18 protein-coding genes are annotated in these 22776 nt (G+C 59.9%); 2 read left to right on the top strand and 16 right to left on the bottom strand.

Going from position 1 to position 22776, the window contains the following annotated elements:
* Window positions 1-4 precede the first annotated feature (4 nt).
* The 8 genes from AC2A6O_RS07710 to AC2A6O_RS07745 form a co-directional block, all read right to left on the bottom strand.
* A complete protein-coding gene (locus tag AC2A6O_RS07710) occupies window positions 5-1516 on the bottom strand; it encodes an FGGY-family carbohydrate kinase (RefSeq protein WP_498926339.1) in 1512 nt (503 codons plus the stop codon).
* Entirely contained in the window at window positions 1509-2351 is an 843-nt protein-coding gene (locus AC2A6O_RS07715) for a class I fructose-bisphosphate aldolase (protein WP_498926340.1), read from the bottom strand. The genes AC2A6O_RS07710 and AC2A6O_RS07715 overlap by 8 nt, the downstream gene beginning before the upstream one ends.
* Window positions 2342-4069 carry a glycerol-3-phosphate dehydrogenase/oxidase gene (locus tag AC2A6O_RS07720; RefSeq protein ID WP_498926341.1) on the bottom strand — a complete coding sequence of 576 codons (1728 nt, stop codon included), beginning with the start codon at window positions 4067-4069 and terminating at the stop codon, window positions 2342-2344. The genes AC2A6O_RS07715 and AC2A6O_RS07720 overlap by 10 nt, the downstream gene beginning before the upstream one ends.
* A 60-nt stretch (window positions 4070-4129) precedes the next feature.
* Window positions 4130-5125, bottom strand: a complete 996-nt coding sequence (locus AC2A6O_RS07725; protein WP_148583056.1) for an aldo/keto reductase — start codon at window positions 5123-5125, stop codon at window positions 4130-4132.
* Window positions 5115-6095, bottom strand: coding sequence for a sugar-binding transcriptional regulator (locus AC2A6O_RS07730; protein ID WP_498926342.1), 981 nt, complete (start codon window positions 6093-6095; stop codon window positions 5115-5117). The genes AC2A6O_RS07725 and AC2A6O_RS07730 overlap by 11 nt, the downstream gene beginning before the upstream one ends.
* Before the next feature lie 26 nt (window positions 6096-6121).
* The gene (locus AC2A6O_RS07735; protein ID WP_498926374.1) at window positions 6122-7045 is read right to left on the bottom strand and encodes an ABC transporter permease; all 924 of its coding nucleotides are present in this window, start codon (window positions 7043-7045) and stop codon (window positions 6122-6124) included.
* Window positions 7046-7137: 92 nt separating this feature from the next.
* Window positions 7138-8655 carry a sugar ABC transporter ATP-binding protein gene (locus AC2A6O_RS07740; protein ID WP_498926343.1) on the bottom strand — a complete coding sequence of 506 codons (1518 nt, stop codon included), beginning with the start codon at window positions 8653-8655 and terminating at the stop codon, window positions 7138-7140.
* A gap of 113 nt (window positions 8656-8768) precedes the next feature.
* Window positions 8769-9746, bottom strand: a complete 978-nt coding sequence (locus AC2A6O_RS07745) for a substrate-binding domain-containing protein (RefSeq protein WP_498926375.1) — start codon at window positions 9744-9746, stop codon at window positions 8769-8771.
* Window positions 9747-10481: 735 nt separating this feature from the next.
* Here AC2A6O_RS07745 and AC2A6O_RS07750 point away from each other — a divergent pair.
* A complete protein-coding gene (locus tag AC2A6O_RS07750) occupies window positions 10482-11453 on the top strand; it encodes an ATP-grasp domain-containing protein (RefSeq protein ID WP_498926344.1) in 972 nt (323 codons plus the stop codon).
* A 129-nt stretch (window positions 11454-11582) separates the two neighbouring features.
* Complete coding sequence (locus AC2A6O_RS07755) at window positions 11583-12254, top strand: HAD family hydrolase (RefSeq protein ID WP_498926345.1); 672 nt, start codon at window positions 11583-11585, stop codon at window positions 12252-12254.
* Window positions 12255-12278: 24 nt separating this feature from the next.
* Here the strand turns inward: AC2A6O_RS07755 and AC2A6O_RS07760 are convergent, their stop codons facing one another.
* The 8 genes from AC2A6O_RS07760 to AC2A6O_RS07795 form a co-directional block, all read right to left on the bottom strand.
* Window positions 12279-13424 carry a glycosyltransferase gene (locus AC2A6O_RS07760; protein WP_498926346.1) on the bottom strand — a complete coding sequence of 382 codons (1146 nt, stop codon included), beginning with the start codon at window positions 13422-13424 and terminating at the stop codon, window positions 12279-12281.
* Window positions 13425-13428: 4 nt separating this feature from the next.
* The gene (locus tag AC2A6O_RS07765; RefSeq protein WP_148583063.1) at window positions 13429-14259 is read right to left on the bottom strand and encodes a sulfotransferase family protein; all 831 of its coding nucleotides are present in this window, start codon (window positions 14257-14259) and stop codon (window positions 13429-13431) included.
* Window positions 14252-15445, bottom strand: a complete 1194-nt coding sequence (locus AC2A6O_RS07770) for a glycosyltransferase family 4 protein (protein WP_498926347.1) — start codon at window positions 15443-15445, stop codon at window positions 14252-14254. Before AC2A6O_RS07770 ends, AC2A6O_RS07765 begins: the two co-directional genes overlap by 8 nt.
* Before the next feature lie 13 nt (window positions 15446-15458).
* The gene (locus AC2A6O_RS07775; RefSeq protein ID WP_148583065.1) at window positions 15459-16676 is read right to left on the bottom strand and encodes a polysaccharide biosynthesis/export family protein; all 1218 of its coding nucleotides are present in this window, start codon (window positions 16674-16676) and stop codon (window positions 15459-15461) included.
* 196 nt (window positions 16677-16872) lie between these two features.
* Complete coding sequence (locus AC2A6O_RS07780; RefSeq protein WP_498926348.1) at window positions 16873-18129, bottom strand: O-antigen ligase family protein; 1257 nt, start codon at window positions 18127-18129, stop codon at window positions 16873-16875.
* Window positions 18129-19466, bottom strand: coding sequence for a lipopolysaccharide biosynthesis protein (locus tag AC2A6O_RS07785; protein ID WP_498926349.1), 1338 nt, complete (start codon window positions 19464-19466; stop codon window positions 18129-18131). Before AC2A6O_RS07785 ends, AC2A6O_RS07780 begins: the two co-directional genes overlap by 1 nt.
* Window positions 19466-20875 carry a pectate lyase family protein gene (locus AC2A6O_RS07790; RefSeq protein ID WP_498926350.1) on the bottom strand — a complete coding sequence of 470 codons (1410 nt, stop codon included), beginning with the start codon at window positions 20873-20875 and terminating at the stop codon, window positions 19466-19468. The genes AC2A6O_RS07785 and AC2A6O_RS07790 overlap by 1 nt, the downstream gene beginning before the upstream one ends.
* A complete protein-coding gene (locus tag AC2A6O_RS07795; protein ID WP_498926351.1) occupies window positions 20868-22691 on the bottom strand; it encodes a GumC family protein in 1824 nt (607 codons plus the stop codon). The genes AC2A6O_RS07790 and AC2A6O_RS07795 overlap by 8 nt, the downstream gene beginning before the upstream one ends.
* Between the last annotated feature and the right edge of the window lie 85 nt (window positions 22692-22776).

Genomic DNA, 22776 nt, shown 5'->3' on the forward strand with positions numbered 1-22776 from the left:
AGGACTATTGGTCCACCGCCTGGGTTTCCGCCCAGATGGGCCGCAGGGCATCTGTCAGTCTGCAATAGGTCCCGTAGCGCCGGTCGTAATGACGTTTCATCGCCTCATCCGGCATGTATTCCCGTTGCATCCGGGTCATCGCGGCAACCGCTGCCTCGTAGTCGGCAAACAGGCCCGCACCGATACCGGCCCCGATTGCCGCGCCCAGCGCGCCCGTCTCGCGGGCCTCGGCAACGGTGATCGGCACACCCAGGCAATCGGCGAACATTTGCGGCCAGACCGGACTGCGCGACCCGCCTCCGGAAAGCACCGCCCGGTCGAAGGCGGCCCCAGCGCTCCCGAGCACCTCGATATGTCGACGATGCTCGAAGACGACGCCTTCAAACAAGGCCCTGAGCAGATGACCTTCCGTATGCCAGCCGGCCAGACCATAGACGCCGGCACGAAAATCCGCTCCGAGCCGGGAGCCATAAAGGAACGGGTGAAAGAACGGATCGTTTGCTGCGGGCGTGACTTCCGCGATCCTTGCATTGCAATAGCCGAACGGGTCGTCGTGATGTTCACCGCGCTCCACCAGCTCTCGCACATACCATTCCAGGTTGGCGGCCGAGGTCGCGCTGGATTCGATGTTGACGAAACGGCCGGACGCAAAGCCGGAGGCCATGAACATGGCCTTGTCGACAATCGGTGCTTCGGAAAACACCTGATTGATGCTCCAGGTGCCCGCAATGATCGAGGCTTCGCCGGGATGGATGACCCCGGACCCAAGCGCACTGGCAATCACATCAAAATAACCGCCAACAACAGGCGTGCCTTCGGTCAGTCCGGTTGCCTTTGCAGCTTCGGCTGTAATGTGACCGGCGATTTCCACCGGCTCCACCAGACGCGGCAACATCGCTTCGGCTTCGCCGATGCCATAGAGATCCAGAAGCGCGGTGTCGTAGCTGTTCTCCGGCAAACGCAGCAAACCGCATCCCGACATATCGGAAATATCGCTGACACGTTCTCCGGTCAGCTTGAAGGTGATGAAGTCCTTGCATAGCAGCACGGTTCCGGCTCGGGCATAAAGGTCCGGCCGGTTGTCCTTGATCCAGGCAAGCAGCGTCGGTGTCTGCGACGGCCAGGGCTCCTGCAGACACAGCTCATGCAGCCGGTCGCCATTCGCCTCACGCAGCTTGCCTGCATGATCTGCCGCCCGCGTATCCAGCGACTGGATGCCGAGCAGCGGTTGATGGTTCCTGTCCAGCAGGTAAAGCCCGTTGCCATGCCCGGCGCACCCCACCGCCGCGATCTGCGACGGCGCGACAGCAGCTTTCTCAAGGCATTCCCGGATCACCGTTTGCGCATTGCGCCACAACTCGCCGAGATCCCGTTCCACATGTCCGGGAGCGGGTGAAAACGATTGCCCGTCCAGAGCACTCATCGCCACCTGTCGGCCCGCCAGATCAAACAGGACAGCCTTGATCACCGTGTTACCGGCATCGAGCCCCAGCAGATAAGTCCTGTCGTCAGCCACGGTTGTAGATGTCCCATGCTTCGTCGCCGTCAGCACCGTTGTGGATCATCGCCATCAGCGCTGCAACCACCGCCTTCGGATTGTCGTGCTGGTAGATGTTGCGACCATAGACCATGCCTTTGGCGCCCTGACGCATCAGCGCAGCGGATTTGTTGAGAACGGTCTTCAGGTCTTCCTTGCCGCCGCCGCGCACCAGAACGGGCACCCGCGCCGCTTCCACCACCCGGTGGAAGTCGTCTGCGTTCTCGGTCGGGTCGGCCTTGATGATGTCGGCTCCCATCTCGCTGGCGAGCCGAACCAGGGTCACGATCTTGTCCGCATCGCCATCGACCTGATAGCCGCCGCGGACATCATTCGGCAGCATCACCAGCGGCTCGATCATCAGCGGCATGCCGTATTTGTGGCAGGCGGCACGCACCCTGGAGATATTCTCAACGCATTGGCGGAACAGCTCCGGCTCGTCCGGCAACATGAACAGATTGACCACCACACAGGCGGCATCCATCTCCAGCGCGCCGATGATCGGCTCGTCGGCATTCTGCAGCAGCGACCACATCACCCGGTGGCGCTGGTCATTGTAGGGGTTACCCATGTCGATGCGCATCACCAGCGCCGGCTTGTCTTTTTCCGGACGCGATTGCAACAGGTCCGCCTGACCGTAGGCCATCTGGATCGCATCCGGGCCAGCCTTGACCAGCGTATCGACAACGCCCGCCATGTCTTCCAGACCAACCATGAAGCTCGGTTCGTTGCACACGCCGTGATCGACGGCGACATCCAGACAGCCACCGTGGGTGAACATCCGGTTCATCCGGGCTTTCGGGCTCAAACGCATATTCTGCTCCTGCTCATGTCTTCGTTCCGGCGGCCGTCGAGGGAGACGCCGTGGTAGATGGAAAGGTCTTCAATCAGCCGGTCGCGCTGATCCTTGCACTCCTCCTCGGACCAGCCGAGTTCTTCACCGGCCGTGGCAGCCAGCTTGTCGAGAAGTTCCTCACTCAGCAGCCCTCTGATGGCGAGTGTCGTTCGTCGCAAAACGATGTCGGCAAGGGTCACGACATTTTCATGCCGCGCAAGAAAGGCGACTTCCGCCGCGGTGATCTCTGTCCCGGAGGCAAGACCCTGATCGTCCGAACGCCTCTGACAGAACGCCAGGAGTTTCAGCGCCGTTGTGCCGTAAGTGCCTGCAAGATGGGCTGCCCGACCCAAACTGATGTCGTATTTGGCAGCAAGGTCACGCTCCAGAACCGTCGCCGCTTGCGGAAAGCCCTTGCCGCCACCGATGGGAAGCGTCTGGGTTTGTACTTTCCGCGTCCGGCCTAACGCGCCAAGCACCTCATCGGCTGCCTGTTCGGCAAAGGCACGGAACGTGGTCCATTTGCCGCCGATCATGCAGATCTGCGGAACGGGGCCTTCGATGCGGGTGGTGAAATGGCCTCTGGAAATCCGGCCGGTAAAGTCATGATCGCTTTTCGGCAACGGCCGGATGCCGCTGTAACTGAAGACGATATCCTCCGCGCTGAAATCAATCGCCGGAAAAACAAGGCGGAGCGAGCCCAGGATATAGGCTTCCTCTTCCGGCTCACAGCGCACGCGCTCGGCCGTCTTGACGCGAATATCCGTCGACCCGGCCAGCACCTTGCCGAAGAACGGAAACACGATGCAGACCCGGCCATCCGCGTTCTCGAAATAGACCATATGGCCGCCAAGCGCCTTTTCCAGCGCGGGATTATCGAGAATGAGGTGAGACCCCTTGGTGCCTGACACCAACCGTTCGTGGCCGGAATTGCCGGCCAGCTCGTCGATGGCATCGTCCAGCCACGCACCCGTCGCGTTGACGATGATCTTCGCCGATATTTTTTCCCTGCGCCCACTCACCTCATCGCGCAGGAAAAACTCATCCCCCTCCGGCTCAAGACAGGCATAGTTGAGCGCGACACAGTTCGGCGCCACCTCTTCCACGTCCCTGACAAGCTCCAGCCCCAGCCGCTCCGGGTGGCTGATCCAGGCATCGTGATAGGTGGCCGAACAGCGGATGGCACCGGAGAGACCCGGCCAGGTGTCACGGGTCGCCTTCGCCCCCCGAAACTGATGCTTCGGCAACAGTCGGCGTTTGCGGGTTACCCAGTCGTAGAGCGTCAATCCAAGCTTGATCGGCACCGCGCCCCGGCTGGCGGGCTGGCCCGAAAAGCCGACGAAACTTGCCGCGCTGTTCAACAGACCGGAAAAGAGCGAGCCGATGGGAATGACGGTTGGCAATGGATGCACCAGATGAGGCGCATTGACCAGCAGTGCATCGCGTTCCCGAAGGGATTCACGCACCAGGTCGAACTCGCCGTTTTCCAGATAGCGCAATCCGCCGTGGATCATGCGCGACAGCGCCGAGCTGCACCCGGAGCAGAAGTCATTGCGTTCCACCAGCAACACCCTGACGCCCTGGAGCGCCAGATCCCGGTAGACCCCGATCCCGTTGATACCGCCGCCGACGACAACGGCATCGAAGGCGCCGTCACGCGCGATGCGGTCCCATTTTTCTTGCCGTTGTTCGGACATGCCTTCCCCGTTCGCCGGACAGGTGTCCGGCGCCCTTTCCAATGTCACTATCGAAATCTCTTAAGCCGCGAGGTCTGTCAGATGGGTCGCGGCAGCCTTGCCGATGACCCCGATTTCCTCCTCGGACAACCTGAGACGCCCTGCCTTTGCATTCTCCCGCGCCTGCTCCGGATCACGCGCCCCGCAGAGCGAGAAGGTGATACCCGGCTGTTGCAGCGTCCAGGCGATCACCACCTGGGCCTTTGTCGCGCCATGGGCATCTGCTATCGGTGCAATCGCGCCCATCAGCTCGGCAACCTTGCGGCGGTTTACGACCGAGAAGCGAGGATTGTCCTTACGCTGGTCATCGCCTTCAAAGGTCCGATCCGGGCCAATCTTTCCGGTCAGAAGGCCCAGCGCTAGCGACGAATAGCTCAGCACCGAGACCTTTTCCTGAAGACAGAGCGGCACATGGGTTTCCTCGATGTCGCGCTTGATCATCGAATATTCTTCCTGGATGGCGTCCAGTTGCCCGGCAGCCAGATAGGCTTTCACATCGTCGACGGTCGTGTTGCTGGCGCCGATCGAGCGGATTTTGCCCTGGGTCTTCAGCGTCTCCAGGGCCTCCATGGTTTCCGATACCGGCGTGGTCGGGTCCTGCCAATGCGTGATGTAGTGATCGATGTAATCGGTCCCGAGCCGCTTCAGGCTCTGCTCGACCTCGTAGACAATCGCATCCTTGCCGAGATAGCGATGCACCGGCTTGCCGTCGTAATCGAAGAAGTGATTACCCTTCTGCGTGTGCCAGACGAGGCCACATTTGCTTGCCAGCACCACCTTGTCGCGCCGACCGGCAATAGCCTTGCCGACGATCTCTTCCGCCAACCCCTGGCCATAGGCCGGCGCGGTATCAATCAGGCTGACGCCTTCGTCGATGGAGGCCTGGATTGCGGAAATCGACTTGGCCTCATCCGTGCCACCCCACATCCAGCCACCGATGGCCCATGTGCCGAGCCCGATAGCCGACGCCTTGATGCTGGAACGTCCGATCTCGCGTGTCAGCATTTCATGCAACATTCTGTTTGCCTTCCATGGTTGCAAGGACCGCTCCCGCGGTGTCCTCGTCCAAGATGAGTGAATTCAGATAGTTTCCGTTGAGGACCGCCCGGATCGGCCAGACCTTTTCCTCGCCCGAGGTCACGCCGATGACGCGCTTGAAGCGCCGCAGCTCCTCCGGTGCCAGGGCAACCAGCCTCGAATTGAGTGCGTAATCGGCCACCGTTCCGTCCTGGCGCATCAGGTAGGCCAGAAATTCGGCACTGACGCCGCTGCCAATCAGCATCTTGCGATCCGATTCCGGCATCGGGTGCAGGTCGTAGTAACTCGACCCGGGCGCCGCAATGGAGCCGATGCCGACAAGAGCAATGGTCGCCTGTCGCGCCAGATCCAGAACCTGGCGGATGGAGGCGACCTCCATCAGCATGTCGCGCTGTTCCCGGCTTTCGGCAAAGAGCGGCGCATGAAGCTGCAGCGCGGTGCCACCCAGTTTCTCGGCCATGAGGCTCGCCTGATGGTTGACGTCCGTGTGGTACTTGCCCTGCACCCCTCCGGTCAGCGGCACCACGGTGACGTCGAACTTCCGGTCCGCCTCTATGTTCTGCACCACCGCACCGACCGCCTTGCCGCCCGTGATCGCAATGATGTCGCCGTCGCGGATGGTCTCCACCAGATGATTGGCTGCGGCAAGCCCGACCTGTTTCAGTGTCGTGTTGGGGCTGCCCTCGACAGACGAGGTCACCAGTGCCTTGGAAAGCGGCGTCGCCTGTTCCAGCAGATTCTCCAGATCCGTCAGCCGCTGGAACGGGTTTTCGATATCGATCTTGATCATGCCCATCTTGCGACCCTGGGTGATCAGCCGGTTGACCTTGGACGTCGACAGGTTCAGCAGTTCGGCGATCTCCGATTGCTTCTTGCCTTCCAGGAAATGCAGCACGAGGACCGTGTGCATCTGGCGCATCAGCTCGATATCGTTTTTCTTGTCCGCCATCGGATTGCCTCTTAGCTGGTGCCGGGTCAGGCGCGTTTCTTGACGAGATAATGGTCGATGGAGACGGCCGTCAGCAGGATGGACCCACGGATGATATCCTGCCAGTAGACCGAGACATCCAGAAGCGCGAGCGAGCTGGAGACCACCGACAGCAGCACCGCCCCCAGGATTGCCCCGAATATGGTCCCGGAGCCCCCCTTGAGGCTCGCCCCGCCGATGACGGCAGCCGCAATCACGTTCAGTTCCATGCCGATGCCGAAGGTCGGCTGGGCCGAGCCGAAGCGGGCCATGTAGATGATGCCGGCAACACCGCACAGTGCAGAGCAAAGGGTCGTCGTGAAGAACACCACCCGCTTGGTGCGGATGCCGGAATAGGCCGCCGCCTTCTCGTTGCTGCCGGTGTAGAACACCTTGCGGAACATGGTCGTGCGGCGCAGCAGAAAGTCGAAACCGATCACCACCAAAAGGAAGATCACGATGACGATCGGGATCGGTCCGATGGAGCCCTGGCCGATGAACTTGAATTCCGGTGGCAGGGTGAAAAGCCCGAGCGGCCGCCCGCCCGTACCCAGAAGGCATGCACCCCGGGCAATCACCATGATTGCCAGCGATACGATGAAATGATGCAAGCCGACGCGGGTGACAAAGAAGCCCATGAAGGCCCCGATTGCCGTGCAGGCGGCGATTGAAATCGCCGACGCCACCCACGGATCGACACCGTTGAGAAACAGCCACCCGGCAATCACCATGGCCAGCGCCGTCACTGAACCGACCGAGAGATCGATACCGCCCGAAATCAGCAGGATGGTCATGCCGACCACCACGATGCCTTCCACCGCAAAGGCCATGACCATGGCACGCATGTTCACCCACGTCAGGAAGTAGGGTGAGGCGAAGGACATCACGATGAACAGCACGAGAATGATTGCGATGAGTCCCGTTTCACGCATGCGCAGCAGCTTGCGGATAAACGAGACGTCCGCCGGTTTGCCGTTCGGCGCGCCTGCCACGGAGACGGCGTCTTCCATGATTCCCCCCACGATTAATGTATGGTCGCCTTGGCGCCCACGGACGCCAGGTGCATTATGTTTTCTTCGGTCATCTGTGCGCCCGTCACCTCGCCGCTGATACGCCCCTCCCGGACCACCAGCACACGGTCGCAAACACCGATCAATTCCGGCAGCTCCGAAGAAATCACCAGAATACCGACCCCGCTGCTGGCGAGGTTGCGCAAGATCCGATGGATCTCTGCCTTCGCGCCCACATCCACGCCGCGCGTCGGCTCGTCCAGGAAGATCAGCTTCGGATTGACCGACAGCATTTTCGCAATCGCGACCTTTTGCTGATTGCCTCCGGAGAGCGAGGATACCGGATCGGACAGCGCGCCGTACTTGAGGTTCAGACGCTTGCCGAGGCTTTCCGCCTGGGCCTCTTCCCTGGCACCCGCAATCAACCCCAAGGGGGTTGCGACCTGCTCCAGCTTGAGGGCGGACACATTGGCGGCAATCGACATGTCAAGAAAGATGCCGTCGCCCTTCCGGTCTTCCGACAGATAAACGATGCCTTCGGAAATACTGTCGCGATAAGTCTTCAGAAAAAGTTGGCGCCCGTTGAGCGAGACTTCGCCCGTGACGTCGCCTTCAAGCCGGCAGATGCCCTTGACGATTTCGCTACGCCCGGCACCGATCAGCCCGGCAATGCCGAGGATTTCCCCCTTGCGAAGCTGGAACGTGACATCCTTGAACCGCATGCGTTCGCTCAGATTGCGCACATCCAGAATGATGTCATCCGTCTTTTCGCTGTCAGACTGCTTGCGCGGATATAGTTCGTCTATCACCCGGCCGACCATGGCATTGACCACGTCGTCGGGCTGGATCTCGGCCACACTGCGGGTGGTGATGTATTTCCCATCCCGGAAGACGGAAACCCGGTCGCAATTGTCGAAGATCTCGACCATGCGATGGGAGATGTAGATGATCGAGATGCCCTTGCCGGCGAGACGGCGCATGATCTTGAAAAGGACCTGCGCTTCCTTCTCCGTCAGCGCAGCCGTCGGCTCGTCCAGGATCAGCACCCGGCAGTCAAGCGTCAGCGCCTTGGCGATCTCGACGAGCTGCTGGTGGGAAATCGAAAGATCTCGCACAAGTGTCGCCGGATCGATGTCGCCAAGCTGGCCCAGCACCTCGGCGGCCCTCTTTTCAAGCGCACGGTAGTTCATCAGGAAGGAACGGCTGACATTGGTCGTCGCCATGAAGATGTTTTCGGCAACCGTGACATCGGGGCACAGCGCGATCTCCTGGTGAACGAACCCGATGCCCAGCTTTTGCGCCACGGCGGGCGAAGAAATGACAACTGGTTTGCCGTCTAAATAAATCTCGCCGCTGTCCGGCTGTAAGATGCCGTCGATGATATTCATCAGCGTGGATTTACCGGCGCCGTTCTCCCCGGCAAGCGCGTGGATTTCGCCTTTGCGCAGTTCGAAGTCCACGCCCTTCAGCGCCTGGACAGGCCCGAAGGATTTTGAGAGATTGGAGATCTTCAGGATCACATCGTCAGTCATGGCGAGGCCGATTTGCTCAAAGTTCCGGAAAAGAACGGGCTGCCTGATCTGCTTCATCAACAACAGACAGCCCGCCATATCGACCGGGGCGCGACAGGACCCCGGCCGGTTCGTCAGCTCGGATCGCGGCCTTCCATGTAGGCGTTGAGATCGAAGCTATCGGCGTTTTCCTTGGTAATCACCGCAAAGCCGTTGTCGACGTAGGGGATCTGCACCGGGTTGTAGCCGGACACCTTGTAGTCGTTGAACGGATCGAACACGTCGGAGTGCGCAGCCAGGAACACGGCCATGAAGCCCATGAAACCCTGCATGCCCTGGTTCGGATTCAGCGCCATATGGATGTTGCCCGCCTTGATGTGCTCCAGCGTAGTCGGCGTGACATCCGCATGCATGATCAGCACCTTGGCTTCCGCTTCCAGCACCGCTGCGACAGCCCCTTCAGCCGATCCGGCTTCCGGGATCCAGAGCGCGGCAAGGTTCGGGTTGGCCTGAAGGATCGAGGCCGTTGCCCGGTAGGCGGCGTTGCTGTCCTGGTTGGTTGCCTGACGGCCCACCAGTTTCATGTTCGGGTAGTTCTTTTCCATGTAGTCGATCAGCGCGGTTACGCGCAGGTCGTGGTTCGACTGACCCGGGTTTTCAAGAACCGCATATTCGGCACTGTCGCCAACCTGTTTGACGATTTCTTCGGCCGCAAACTTGGCTTCGGCCAGGTTATCGGAGGTGACATAGGCACTGCGCTTGGACTTCGGAGAATCCGCCGCGAAGGTGACGATCTCCGTGCCGCTGTCGACCGCCCGGTCAATCGGCTCAATGAACGGGTCGGACTGCATCGGGTGCAGCAGAACACCGGCAGGCTGCTTGACCATGTCCTGCTCGAACGATGCAATCTGCTTGGTGATGTCGTAGTCCGGCGTACCGGAGAAGATCGTCTCGCAGCCGAACGCGGACGCAGCCTGCTTGAAGCCCTGATAGACCGGAACCCAATAAGGATGACCGGACACCATGACGTTCATGATGTAGGTTTCGCCCGGCTCGCATTTCAAACCGTCCGCAGTCGCCGGAGCGGCCGTCAGGACAGCGGCTGACAGCATGCCAGAAGCCAGAATTCCCTTGAAAATAGAAGTGCCCATAGTTTCCTCCCTGGACCCGCGGTCTCCCGGCCGCAAGCAGCCGAACCTCCGTTGGGTGATTGATTTCAGATTGTCAGGAAATCCCGCCTGCGTTCCTCTCCACGCAGACAGACCCGACGCTGCTCCTCCCACTCTTGCAGTCCAGCCCGTCAGAGGCTTTTTCGATGCAAGAAATTTCAATCACTGGTTTTTATCCCAGCGACTTCATGGATAAGAGCAGCCCCCGGAAACCGTCAAACTCTTTTGGTATTTATTTCTTTTTGTGAAATTTATTTCAGGAACCAACTCAACAAAGCAAGTGCGAACTCTCCTCGCCTAGACCAATCAAACGTCTGATCTTTTTGCACTTTTTGCCGCCAACAAATGCGAAACTCGCCGGCTATTCCGCGTCTTCAACTTGCAGCCTGGGCGTCATGCGTTTGGCAGTGAGGCCATCGACGCGGAAAGGTTGAGGGCCATGGTCAACCCGGCGACCAGGAGCTGATCAAACCGGGACATCAGGTGTTTGATACCGGCGAAGCGGTGCCGATGGTTCGTAGTGACAGTCGAAAACAACACGCCAACTTCATGAGGAAGCATAAATCTGAATTCACAAAATCAACAGGGCTGTCTATAGTCCCCCTACGGTCGAAGTCGGCTTGTTTACTGATTTGATATTCATTTTGAATTGCCCCTCACATTTCCGGAGAGTTTGTTGTGCCGGTCAAAGAATTGCGACTATTGATTTGTTCCGCAGGACGCCGCGTGGGATTGCTTCAGTGCTTTCGATCTGCCGCCGAACGCCTGGGCATCCGATTGGAAATACTTGCCTGTGATTTCGCGCCGGATTTAAGCGCGGCCTGCGCAGTTGCGGACCGGGCCTTTGCCGTGCCCCGATGCAATGACCCCGGCTATGCCAAGGCTATTCTCGATATCGTTCGTGACAATCAGGTCGATCTGGTGGTTCCGACGATTGACCCGGAGTTGATGCCGCTTGCGAGCGTAGCGGATGCTTTCGCCCAGCTGGGAGCACGGCTGCATGCTGCCCCGACTGACATCATCGATGTTGTAAGGGACAAGCGGCTGACGTCTGAAACGCTTGAAGCGGCTGGCGTGCCCGTCCCCGGATCGCTGGGACACGAAGCACTGCTCGCCGATCCGGATTCGCTCGGCTGGCCGGTGTTTGCCAAGCCAAGTGGCGGCAGTGCCAGCCGGGGATTGCAGGTGTTTCAGAACATCAACGAACTGCCCGACAGTTTTGAGGAACCCATGGTGTTCCAGCAGCTTCTGCGTGGTCCGGAATACACGATCAACATGTTCGTCGATAAAGACGGCCAGCTGCAAACCGTGGTTCCCCATCTGCGCATTCAGATCCGCGCGGGTGAAGTCGAGAAGGGGAAAACGGTTCGCCGTGACGATTTCCGGCAGATCGCCGAAGGCGTGCACCGTGCCTTGCCCGGACTGACAGGCGTCGCCTGTTTTCAGGTGATCGACGACCCGGATCTTGGACCGCGCGTCATTGAAATCAATGCAAGATTCGGTGGCGGTTATCCGCTGGCCGACCATGCCGGCGCCTATTTTGCGCAATGGCTGCTTGAGGAAGTTCTGGATCGTCCGTGCAGTGCCAATGATGACTGGCGAGAAAACGTCAAAATGCTCCGGTACGACAGCGCGGTCTATGACGGCTGACCATCCAAGACGTCCGGCAGCCGTACTGGCCTTTCGTCGGCATCCACGCAACAGATCCGCACTTGCTTCGGTTACCATTTCCCGAAGCAGGGACCTGTCGGCTTGGAACCGTTTGTGTGGTGGATCGTGATGATTGTTTTTGATCTGGACGATACGCTCTACCTGGAGCGGGATTTTGCGTTCAGCGGCTATCGCTATCTCGACGGGTGGATGAAACAGCGTGAAGGCATCTCCGGCTTTGGCAATGCCTGCCAGATGCTGTTCGAGGAAGGTGAGCGGCGCCACATCTTCAATCGCGCGCTTGAAAGTCTCGGTCACAGCGGGGACGGCAATCTGATCCCGGATCTTGTTGCGGCCTACCGCGGCCACACGCCACAAATTAAGCTGGCTCCGGACGCGGCCCGTTATCTCGAGCACCATCGTGGTCCGTTCGGTCTGATTACCGACGGACCGGCGGCAACTCAAACCGCCAAGATCGTTTCCCTCGGGGTTGAGCAGTGGATTGACCATATCCGCAAGACCGGAGACTGGCCGAAAGGATATGGCAAGCCGCATCCTCGCGCTTACGAGGAAATGGAAGAACGTGCAGCAGATGGCGGACCGATGGTCTACGTTGCCGACAATCCCGCCAAGGATTTCGTGACCCCAAAAGCACGCGGCTGGATCACCGTTCAAATCCGGCGGACAGGGGCGGTCCATTCACCACACGCGAAGGACGATGCACACGCGGCCCATGTGGAGATAACGTCGCTCGACGAACTGGACGCCGCGCTGAAGGAGCAAATGGGCTTCCGAAAATAGGCGCCTGAAGCACCAAGTGTGCCGTTACGCCGGAAGGCGCTGCGACAGAACCTCCCGGTATTCATCGAGGATGTGTTTCACCTGATAATTCTTCTCGATGCGCGCTCGAGCCCTTTGTCCAAGATCTGCGACCTGATCGGCGGTCAGCTGGGCGAAGTCCGCCATTGCCTCGGACAATGCATCCGGATCCCCCGGCAAAACCACCTTGCCGGTGTCTGCCACGATAAGCGCCGCGTCGCCGACATCGGTGGTGACCACCGGGCGGGCGTGGCTCATGGCTTCAGCGACCACATTCGGGAAGCCCTCCGTCCGCGAAGACAGGACAAGAACATCTATCTGCGAATAGAAATCCTCCATGTCACGCAATTCGCCGAGCAGTTTCAGGCGTGACGGATCGAGCCCTGCTTCCGCCACCAGGGCCATGACCTCGCTGTTTCGCTCATCGAGACCGTGGCCTGCGGCGACAAAGCGGGCATCGGGAAATTGCGCTGCGATCTGTGCTGCGGCCCGGAAGAAGGTCAGATGGTCCTTCTGCGGATGAAACCGTGCGGCAATACCGAACACGCGGGCCTTGCCTGGCGCGCGCTCTGCGAGCTCCGGCACCACCACACCATTCGGGATGACTTTGCCGTATCGCGCCGCATAACCATACTGTTCGTGTTGCTCTTTCGCCCGTGCAGAATTGTAGACGATGCCTGCAGCGCGGGACGAAAGCATGCGTGCGCCTGCAACAGCAAGGCGGGTGCTCCGGGTCAGGCTGCGCGGGTCGTCAAGCGCCTGGCGCACCGTCCAGTAGACGGGCGGTGCCCCAGCAAGCCGCGCCGACACGGTGCCGACAACCATCGCATGATACATCCAGCACAGCACTGCGCGCGGACGCTTCTGCCGCATAAGCCCGGTCAGGCTCCTTATCGCGCCCGGCATCTGCAGCGCTCCACGGGCGTTGAGCGAATGATAGTCCACATCCGGGCGTCCGGCCAAATTCAGATTGCGCTCGGAAACATCGATCAGGGACACAACGACTGTCGGATCCGCAGTCGCCGCCAACAGTCTTGCCAGCATGGTTTCCGCACCGCCGCTGGCAGCGAAATTCGTAATCACATGCATGACCGGCGCGCCAGAGCCCGTTCCAGGCCCTATCTCGAAACCGTCGCTGGCAAATTCGTCCATCCGCTCAGATCCCGTGCATGCCGCGCCAGGCGTCGAGCGGTTTCCCCATCCGTTGCTCAAGCTCACTGACTTCCGGTGCAAAGAAGTCCTGCAGCCTTTTTTCCAGATCCGGGCTCAATGGCGGATATTCCTGCGGCCGGGCAACGGCGTCGCGAAGAACCTTGATTGGCTTTGTGTGCCGAACGCCGTCCAGGACCGGCCGAAACGGCTTCAGCACCTTGCGCAGGGGCAGAGGAACCATGGCCGCGTTCTTGTCCTTGACCTTGCTGTCCACCGGGGGGGCCAAGGGCGCCTCGTGACCGATATGGGAGGCAAGGCGGGCGAGCTGAGTTTCTGGCTCACGCCGGATATCCTCGAACAACAGCAGCAGGATCTGTTCCGCCGGGAACAGATCGTAGAACCGGCGAAGATGCAGGGCATACCGGCCGTTGTTGATGAACCGCTGGTCCGCCGCCCTGGCCGGATCGAGATGATCCTCGATGTTTCGGGAGACCTCCCCCCGCCGCAAGAGCATGCAATAATCGGAGTAGGCACGCGCGGCGGGTTCCCGCATCTGCACGACCAGCCGGACATCGGGAAGATCCCGCCGGATTCGCTCCGCGGCTTCAGGAACGGTGAGATAGGTATTGGACTTTTCTCCGACGAGTGCGTCCGGCTTGTCGAAGTTGAACTGAGACAGATACCAGTCCGATCCGCGGTGATACTCATCGGAAAAATAATGCAGTTCCGGACTGGGCATCGATATCGTCGGGCTGCGCTCCAGTGATCTTTGCAGCCAGGTCGTTGCGGATTTGGCGGCGCCGAAAATCAGAAATCGAATATTTGAATCAAGCATATGCGGTACCTGCTACCTGAGGGCCCTCGACAAGTTGTTCGTAAAGGCGGGAAATCTCGGAAACGTGGCGTTCTGCCCCATATTTGGCCGCGGCATCTGCCTGTGCGGCGTCAGCAATCCGGGTTTGCAGCGCAGGGTCGCTGATGAGGTTGCTGACAGGGTCAACAAAGCTCTCCGGAACATCCGGTTCGACGAGAAATCCCGTCAGACCGTCCGCAATCGCTTCAATGTTTCCACCGTGACGCGTCGCGACGACCGGTGTTCCCAGATACATGCTCTCGATCAGGGTCCGGCCAAAGGGCTCGTTGACGGCAGGGACAAGCATGACGTCGACGCCGCTCATGGCCTCGAAGACCGGTGAACGAAAGCCCATGAAATGGAAATTGTCCGCCAGCCCGAGGCTGCTGACCAGTTCCCTGCAAGTTTCGTCCAGCCCCTGGGTTGCGTCGACGGCATCTCCGAACAGCAATCCGTGCACCTGGCGATCCGGCAAGGCGCGGCGAACAGCGTCAACCGCGCGAACAAAGCCGTCCGGACGCTTGCGTTTGATAATCGAGCCGAAATATCCGAGCAGTACCGCGTCCCCTGGCACGCCGAGTTCCTCGCAAAGCGCGGCATGCGCAGCTGTGCGGTCGGGCCGAACGGCCGGAAAATCGAACGGACTGCGGATCACGCTGGATCGCTCGCCGAGAGACCGGATCGGACGCGATGGCATGGCGTAATGGGAAACGCTTACGATGTGGTCGGCCAGCAAGGGGGCGAGCGTGTTGGCGCCTCTGGCTGCCGGGTCCTGACGATGATGCCAGAGGTGACGGCAACCGGACAATTTGCTCGGCACGATCCAGTTGGCATGCATGCGCCCTTCGTTCGTATGCACAATGTCGGGATCGATCTGTTTCAGCGTCCGCCGCAAGGCAGGCAATGTCCGCGTCATATAGCCCAGCGCGCCGACACGACCGGGCAAAGGCAGGCCGGGCGACGACATCAGCGGCGTGTCCTCCAGCACCTCGTAATCGAGGCCCAGATCCCGCGCCCTTTTGCCAATGGCCCCAGGCTCGAAATGAACGAGGACACGCGCCTCGAACCGGCTTGGATCAAGCGAGGCAGCAAGGCTGAGTGCCGAGATGTGACTCCCGCCCAGAACCGGTCCGCCGACGAACGGATACAATACTCGAATGCGTCTCATCACTGCACCAGACCTACTTGGACGCTGTTTCGGAAATTGCCAGCGTGATTGTCAGACTGTCACCGGGACGCATGAAGGCGTTCAGATCGACGTTCAAACTCTTCATCTCGCCATTCTCGAACCGCGAGATCCTGTAGGAAGGCGTGACGATGCTATCCTGCGCCGAAGTATCGACAGAGGACGTCGCCAGTGCCTCGGCGTAGACCTTGTGGGCCAGTTCAAGACGGGCTTCCACGTCAAAACGCTTGGATTTCACTACCGTGAGTTCGGAGAGCTTCTGACCACGGGTCTTGTCGAACAGGGTCGCGGCCTCTCGCGTTGCGAGATTGAGACGCTGCTCCGCATCGAGACGCGCGACTTCAAGCTGCAGGCGTTTTGCCTCAAGGTCATTGAGGGCCGTGTTGGCGGCGGACACACGCGTCGTTACGGCCAGCCCCTTCTCCTTCAGGTGCTCCATGGATGCGAGATCATTGCGGGCCAGTTCGATCTGTTTGTCGCGCAGGGTGATTTCTTCGGACAGCTGGGAAATTTTCTCGGTGAGCAGCACACGAAGATCCTTGAGGCTCTGGAGCTCCGCCTTGGTCACCTTGATGTTGGCTGAAAGGATCTTGGACTGCACCGGATCAGTGGATTGCGACTCTACCGTGTCAGGCAGCTCTTCCGCTGAATAAAGCTGGACTTCCTGTTCAAGCCGTTTCTCCTGCTCCGCCAGACCGGCTGCCGTTCCGCGCAGCTGATTGATCTCTCCCGTTATCTTGGTGAGCGATGTCTCCCGTGTCCCTTCTTCGTTCGGAAGGCGATAAAAACCGCCGGCAATCGCCAGAGCTTTTTCGACCGTCATGCCGGGTGTGAAGTCAAACTGGCCGGGGGAAGTGACCGCGCCCCCCACGAACACAGGCGCATATCGCGATATCTCGACAGACACCGCGGGTAATTCCGTCAGGCCGACGATGCGCTGCATCCGGCTGGCAATTGTCTCCGCGACCTCGTCCAGGGTCTTGCCGACGACTTCCACGGCACCCGCAATCGGAACGTAGATATTGCCATCCGGCGCCATCTTGTAGGAGCCGGCAACGCCGTCCCAGTTGGCAAAGGTCTTGTTGCGGGCATCCCAGGCGCCGGCGCGAAGTTCCAGCGTCTCACCGCCGGAAAGCCTGTACTGTTCAGCCGCGTGACCAGAGCCAAGAAAAGCCATCAATGAAATCACGGCAACGAATAAACGAATACTCAACTCAAATTCTCCCGGATTAAATCCAAATTTCAAAAACTGAATTATTCTCAATATCTGGCAGTATATCACAAAAAGAGACAAACACCTCCAAAGGAACACTTCCTAAAACAGGCTCTCTTCCCCGGCTCGGATACCGTCTCCGAATCTGGCGGCTCCGGTGCTTCCATCGAACATTGGAACGTGCCTTTTCCATGGATCACACGTGCTCCCACTTATTCTGTCGGCGCTCCCGGAGACCCGCCAGACAGATCGCTGCCGGAAGCAGAAGCGGCACGCACAGGAACCTTCCGTAGATGTGGGTCACCCCATTCAGGGCGAATGCGAACATCAGCAGTATCGTGAACATCAGCACGCCTGCCCAGCGCGTCTCGGTGCTGCTGAACGCCCGCCAGCCGACGAACACCAGCGTAAGGAGGACGCCGACAAGACCCAGCAGCGAAACGACACCGCCTTCCGAAAACAACAGCAGATAGGTGTTGTGGACAGGCGCGCCCAAGTCGCTGATCAGCCGGTGCTGATCCACACCAACGCCGACCCAGATCGACCGATTGATCATGACGATTGCTTCGCGAATGAGAAGCATGCGGCCATCGAATGTGCCTGCCTCACTGGAATCGCCGGTCGTCAACGCCCCGTAGACCCGCTCCAGAAACACCTCGGGCAAAAAGTACTCTCCGAAGAGGAACAGCGCCGCCAGACCTGCCACGGCCACCCCGATGACGATCAGAATGTGTTTCGCCGAGCCGTAGAAAAACGAAACTCCGAAGATCCCCAACATCGAGACGATAAAGCCGGAATTCGATGCGGACAGCAGCAGGCCGTAGGCAACCGGCGCCGCCAGTGCCGCGAACAGGAGGCCCGAGATCTGGGAGATGAAGTAGAGCCAGATCAGGTAGACCAACCCCACACCTGCCAACAGTCCGACGCCGTTTTCCCGCTCGATCAGGCCGGTCAGGCGTCCGTTTCTCGAGAAGAAACGGGCATCGTCCGGACTGAACACGGAATAGAACACCCCGTGCAACATCACGAACGCGAGAGAAAAGGCCATCACCTTGCACAGGAACATTGTTTCCCGCGCAGACCGCCCCAGAAGCAGCAGAGGCATGAGGACCAGCGAAAACCCGTATTGGCCAACACCCACAGCCCCGGTAAGCGGATCGCCGGACATCAGCGATCCGACAATCAGACCGCCGCAGAGAAGCAACACCGAGAAGAGCCAGAAAGGCGTCATGTCCGCGAAAGGACGAAGTGGAATGCGCCTGTTCGCAATCATCACGACAAAGGCGGCACTGGCAATGAGATCCGACAACGTAAAGAAGACGATATTGGTGCGCAGATAGGTCATCGGCGACAGAAATACCGCGGCGATGACAAGCAGGCGTTCGAGTTCCTGACTGGCCGTCCCCTGAGTAACGGGATTGCGATGCGGAGAAAGCGGGATCGCGCGAAGCATCAGATCTGTCTCCTCACGTCGCGCTGCCGGCGCGACCAGTAGAGGACGAACAAAGCGCCTGCGACCAGCGTGCCGTTGAACATCACATGTGCGGCAGCCGCCCCAACCGGCCCCAGGACATGAACAAGCGGTACGAAAGAGGCCAGGAAAACCACGCTTCCGAGCACGGTCACCCCGAGAAGCTCACGGTCGCGCCCCATGCTCAGCATGGCCGGATTAAGCACCATCGTCGCCAGCAGCAGTATGACGGCCAGCAATTGGACGTTGACCATGTTCGCCGCCTCATCGAACCCCGCGCCGAAAAGGACCGACAAGAGCGATGGCATCAGGAACGCGGCAGGGATCAGCACAGTCAGGCAAAGGCCTGCGATGGCCAGCAGCACGCCATTTACCAGCTTGTGAAACCCGCGCTCTTCGCCGGAGCTCCATTTGCGCGCCAGTTCCGGGAAGATTGCCTGGTTCAGCGGGCGCCCCAGCTTGAGCGCACTGTCGGCAACCCGGCGGGCAATATGAAAATATCCGACGAATTTTTCGTCCACGAGCACCGACAGCAGGATCACATCCAGGCGCTGCACCGTCTGGCGGATGATGACGTTGAAGTTCGAGTTCCAGAGGAAGCGCAGAATTCCCGGGTTCTCGCTGCGGATACCCTGCATCGGAACCTGCATGAACGTGCCGTAGCCACGCTGGCGAACATAGCGAAGCGAAAAGACGAACGGCAGCAGACTGTTCGCCAGTCCCTCGATCACCGCCACAAGGACAAATCCCCAAAGGCCGTAACCCATCGCCCATACGCCGGCGGACAGCACCAGGCGCATCAGGGCAATACCGACGTCGACCTTGGCGAGAACGTCAAACCGGTCGAAAATCCTCAAAACGGCGACCGCGGTCGGCTTGAGATTGAAAAGAAGCGCAAGGGAAAACAGCGCCAGATAAGCGGAACTGTCCTGTGGCCAGCCCATCATCCGCACCGTTACATGGGCGGCGAAGATCGAAACCCCGGCAGCGAGCGTACTGCCAGCGAGGTTCACGTAGACCGAGCCCTTCAGCAATCGCATGAACCGGTTGCTGTCATTATCGGACAGGGCCTCAACGCCATATTTGATCACGGCTTGCCAGGGCTCCAGACGCAAAAGCCGATCGACAATGCGCACGTAGGCCTGAAAGATCGCGAAGAGGCCAAGACCTGCCGGACCAAGTGACTGGGCCATGATGGCCAGCGTCCCGATGCTGATCAAACCGCTGACGGCCTGGGACGAGAAGACCCATGAAAAATTGCGTATGAGCCGCCCGGCGATCAGGCTGTCTTCTGCTGAGAGGTTGAGCAGTCGGGCCATCAGTCATCCAGCTCCCTGTCGCCGGCAAGGTCTGCCAGCCAAAGCTCGATGTGCGCCCTGTCCGTGCCCGTGGCAATCTGCCATGGGTCGTTTGGCTGGCTGGCATCGAGCCCGGCCGTCGCATCTTCCCAGTCGTCCGGAAATCCGTCGCCGTCTGTGTCCACGACCCGTTCGTCCAGCTGGAGATCCGGCCAGCCACCAACTTCGGACGGAGAATCGATCACCCGTCCGGTGCAATTGCGAACCGTATCGACAAGCTGACGGTCCAGCTCGTCCCGGTGGCGGTCCGACGGCAGGCGGTCGCCAACCCCTTCAAGCACGAGATCGAGCACTTCGCTTGCCCTCACGCGCGGGACGGACAACGTGCCGGTCACGCCCTCGACGATTTCGGCACCGGGATCGGCATCGACCTGCGGGAAGGGCCGGTTTCGATCACAGCGTCCGCGGTCGATCGCGAGAATGTCATCGACCTGAACCTCCAGGCTGTACTGGTCGCTTGCCATGATGGCCTCGACCGCGGCGGGCCGATTGCGGACGGTGTTCGGACCCGTCAGCGCCACGTTGCCGGCGTAGATGATCAGCGCATTGCCGTAGTAGTTGCGAAACTCTCCGAATTGACTGATCGGATTGTAGAAAACACTGTTGACGACTTCGATTGGACCGTCGTCATTGCCATAGATATCCGGATTACGGTCCCGATTGTGGGCGAAAAGATTTCGCCAGAGGCTGACGCGCCCGCAGTCGAAGTCGCGGCCGTCGCCGGAGCAAATCAAGGCCCCCTTCGAGTGACGCCCCTTCGGGTGATTGGCATGATCCAGCGCCCAGGCGGAAATGCTGTTTGCGACCGTTATGTCGCTGGACCGTTCGCGGGAAACATGAATGCCGAGGTTCTCGTCGGTGGCAAACATCAACGACAAATGATCGAGATAAACGCGCGTGGCGTTCTCAAGCGTCACCCCGTCGACCGACGACGAAGGCTGCTGGCTCGGCCCCGGCCGTACCTTGAGAAACCGGACGACGACATCGCTGGCATTCTTGATGATCACGGGGGTGGCGCGGGATTTTCCCAGCCTGATCTGGATACCCAGCCCGGGCGCCGTCTGGCCTGCAACATAGAGGTTCGAGCGGAAAAAGAGCGGGCTGTCGAGCGTGATCGTTCCGCTCACCTGGAAGACACAGATCCGAGGCATGTCGCCTTTTTCGACGCAGGCACGCAGAGAACCCGGACCGGCATCGGCCAGCGTTGTAACCGGAATGATCTCGCCGCCGGTCCACCCGGTCGCAAATGCTCCGAACCCGACAGCCCCCGGAAACGCCCGGGGCGCGGCCTCAGCCGTCAACGGCAGCGTCAGCGACAGCAAGAGGCCAAGGGCGAAAACGATTGCAGCCTGTGTTTTGTTCTCAGCCATCATTCACCACTATCCCGACGTTCGAGGCATTGTTCAGTTCAAGTTGTTGAGCGGCTTTCGAAAGATCTTCGAAGCGGGTCTTCTTCATGCGGGCAACCAGCAGCACCGACTGCGCGAGACTACCGAGGCGGCATGCCACGTCGTCACTCAGCACAGGCGGGCAATCGATCACGATCAGGGAGTATTTACGGCGCAGGATGCTGAGAGACGTGGTGACGCTGGACATGTTGCCAAAGCGTATCGGCACGGCACCCGGCGCGGGTGCGATTATCGACAGGCTCGGATGGCCGGGCAAATGCCACGCGGCTGCATCGATCTGCAAAGGATTGGTCAGAAGATCGAGGAACCCGCTCGCGCTGCGTTTGCGCGACAGGGTCGTGATCAGGTCCTTTTGCGATGGGTCCAGATCGACAAGCAGGACCTTTTCACCTCCTGCCGCCGCATGTGCCGCAAGCGCAAAACTGAGGGTGCTCCGCCCCTCCTGGTTCCCCGGCGACGTGACCAGAACCATGGCACTGGTCTCTTTCCCGGAGCCGGTCCCGGTCTTTGTACGAAGGGTCGTGTAAAGGGGCGAGATCTTGTGCAATGCCCGTACCAGGCTCCCTCTCCGGGTAGCCCAGGCCATGCGGGTGATGAACTTTCGTGAAAGCCGAGGCAAATGCCCCAGAACCGGTGCGCGAAACGTGGTTATCTGCTGCGGCCACCGCAAACGGCCGCGAAGGTTTTCCCGCAGAAGCGCCAGAATGAAACCGAATGTGAGCCCACAGATCAGCGCGCCCACCGTTTCGGTTTTGGGAGAAGGAGAAACAGGCCTTGCCGACGGGCTTGCAACGGTGACCTGTCGCGCAACCGGGGCCAGAAGCGCCTCCTGCATTGTGAGCGCTTCAACCTTGTCGAACAGAAGATCATCCTGCCTTCGCATCGATTCCAGCTTTCGCTCAAGGCCGTTCTTTTCAACCTCAGCTGCCGCACGCGCTTCGAGTTTCGCAAGTGTCGCGTCCCGCTCGGCCTTGAGTTCGGTCGCATCTGCCGAGTGTTCTGCCTGCTCTTCAGCCAGCGCCAGTTGCGCTTCCAGGCGGCGAAGGGTGTCGGTCAGAGTTTGCGTCACGGTCACATCGTCGAGATTGTGGGCCTTGGTGAAGGCCAGCAGATCTGCTTCCGCCGCTTCCATCGTTTTCTGCAAGGCGGACTGTCGCGACAAGATCGACATCCTGGTCCGCTCGATATCCGCACGCTGTATCTCCAGCGTGTATTCGACATAACTGCGGGCAACGCCATTCGCGATTTCGGCTGCCATTTGCGGACTGGCGTCGGTCGCAAGGATATCGATGGCAAAGGTCGTGGGATGCCAGATGATCTGGTAGCTCTCCAGAATACGATCAATCGCGCTTGCCTTGCCGGACGCGCCGCCTTGATCCGCCCCCGACGTTGAAGCCGACACCTCTTCAGGCAACACCTGTTCCGCCACCCGTGCGGCGAACTCACGCGAATTCATCACCTCGATTTCAGTGGCCAGTTGGGTCATCGACAAGGTTCTGGCCCGCAGCCGAGCCCCGAACGGGTCGAGACGCAGGATCGCATCGTCGACCACCAGCGTGGCCTGCGAGCTGTAGGTCGGCACAACGGTGGCAAGCCGAAGCCACATCAGGGCGCCACAGGCCAGCATGCACAGGGCGATCAGAAGTGCATTCCTGAGGATCAGCGTGTGAATCTGGATGTTCTCAAGCCCGGTTTCGGCAGCAGTTTCGGTCTGGCGACCCCGTTTTGACACCGGATCAGCCACCTTGCCGGCAGATTGAGAACTGGTGTTGAACAAAGACAGGGATCGTCTCCTTCACTGTGTTGCGGCGGAAGCGCCGGACCTTGCGACCGTTTTAAGATTGCCGAACGCCCGAACAATC

The sequence above is a fragment of the Labrenzia sp. ATLA3 genome (assembly GCF_057180185.1).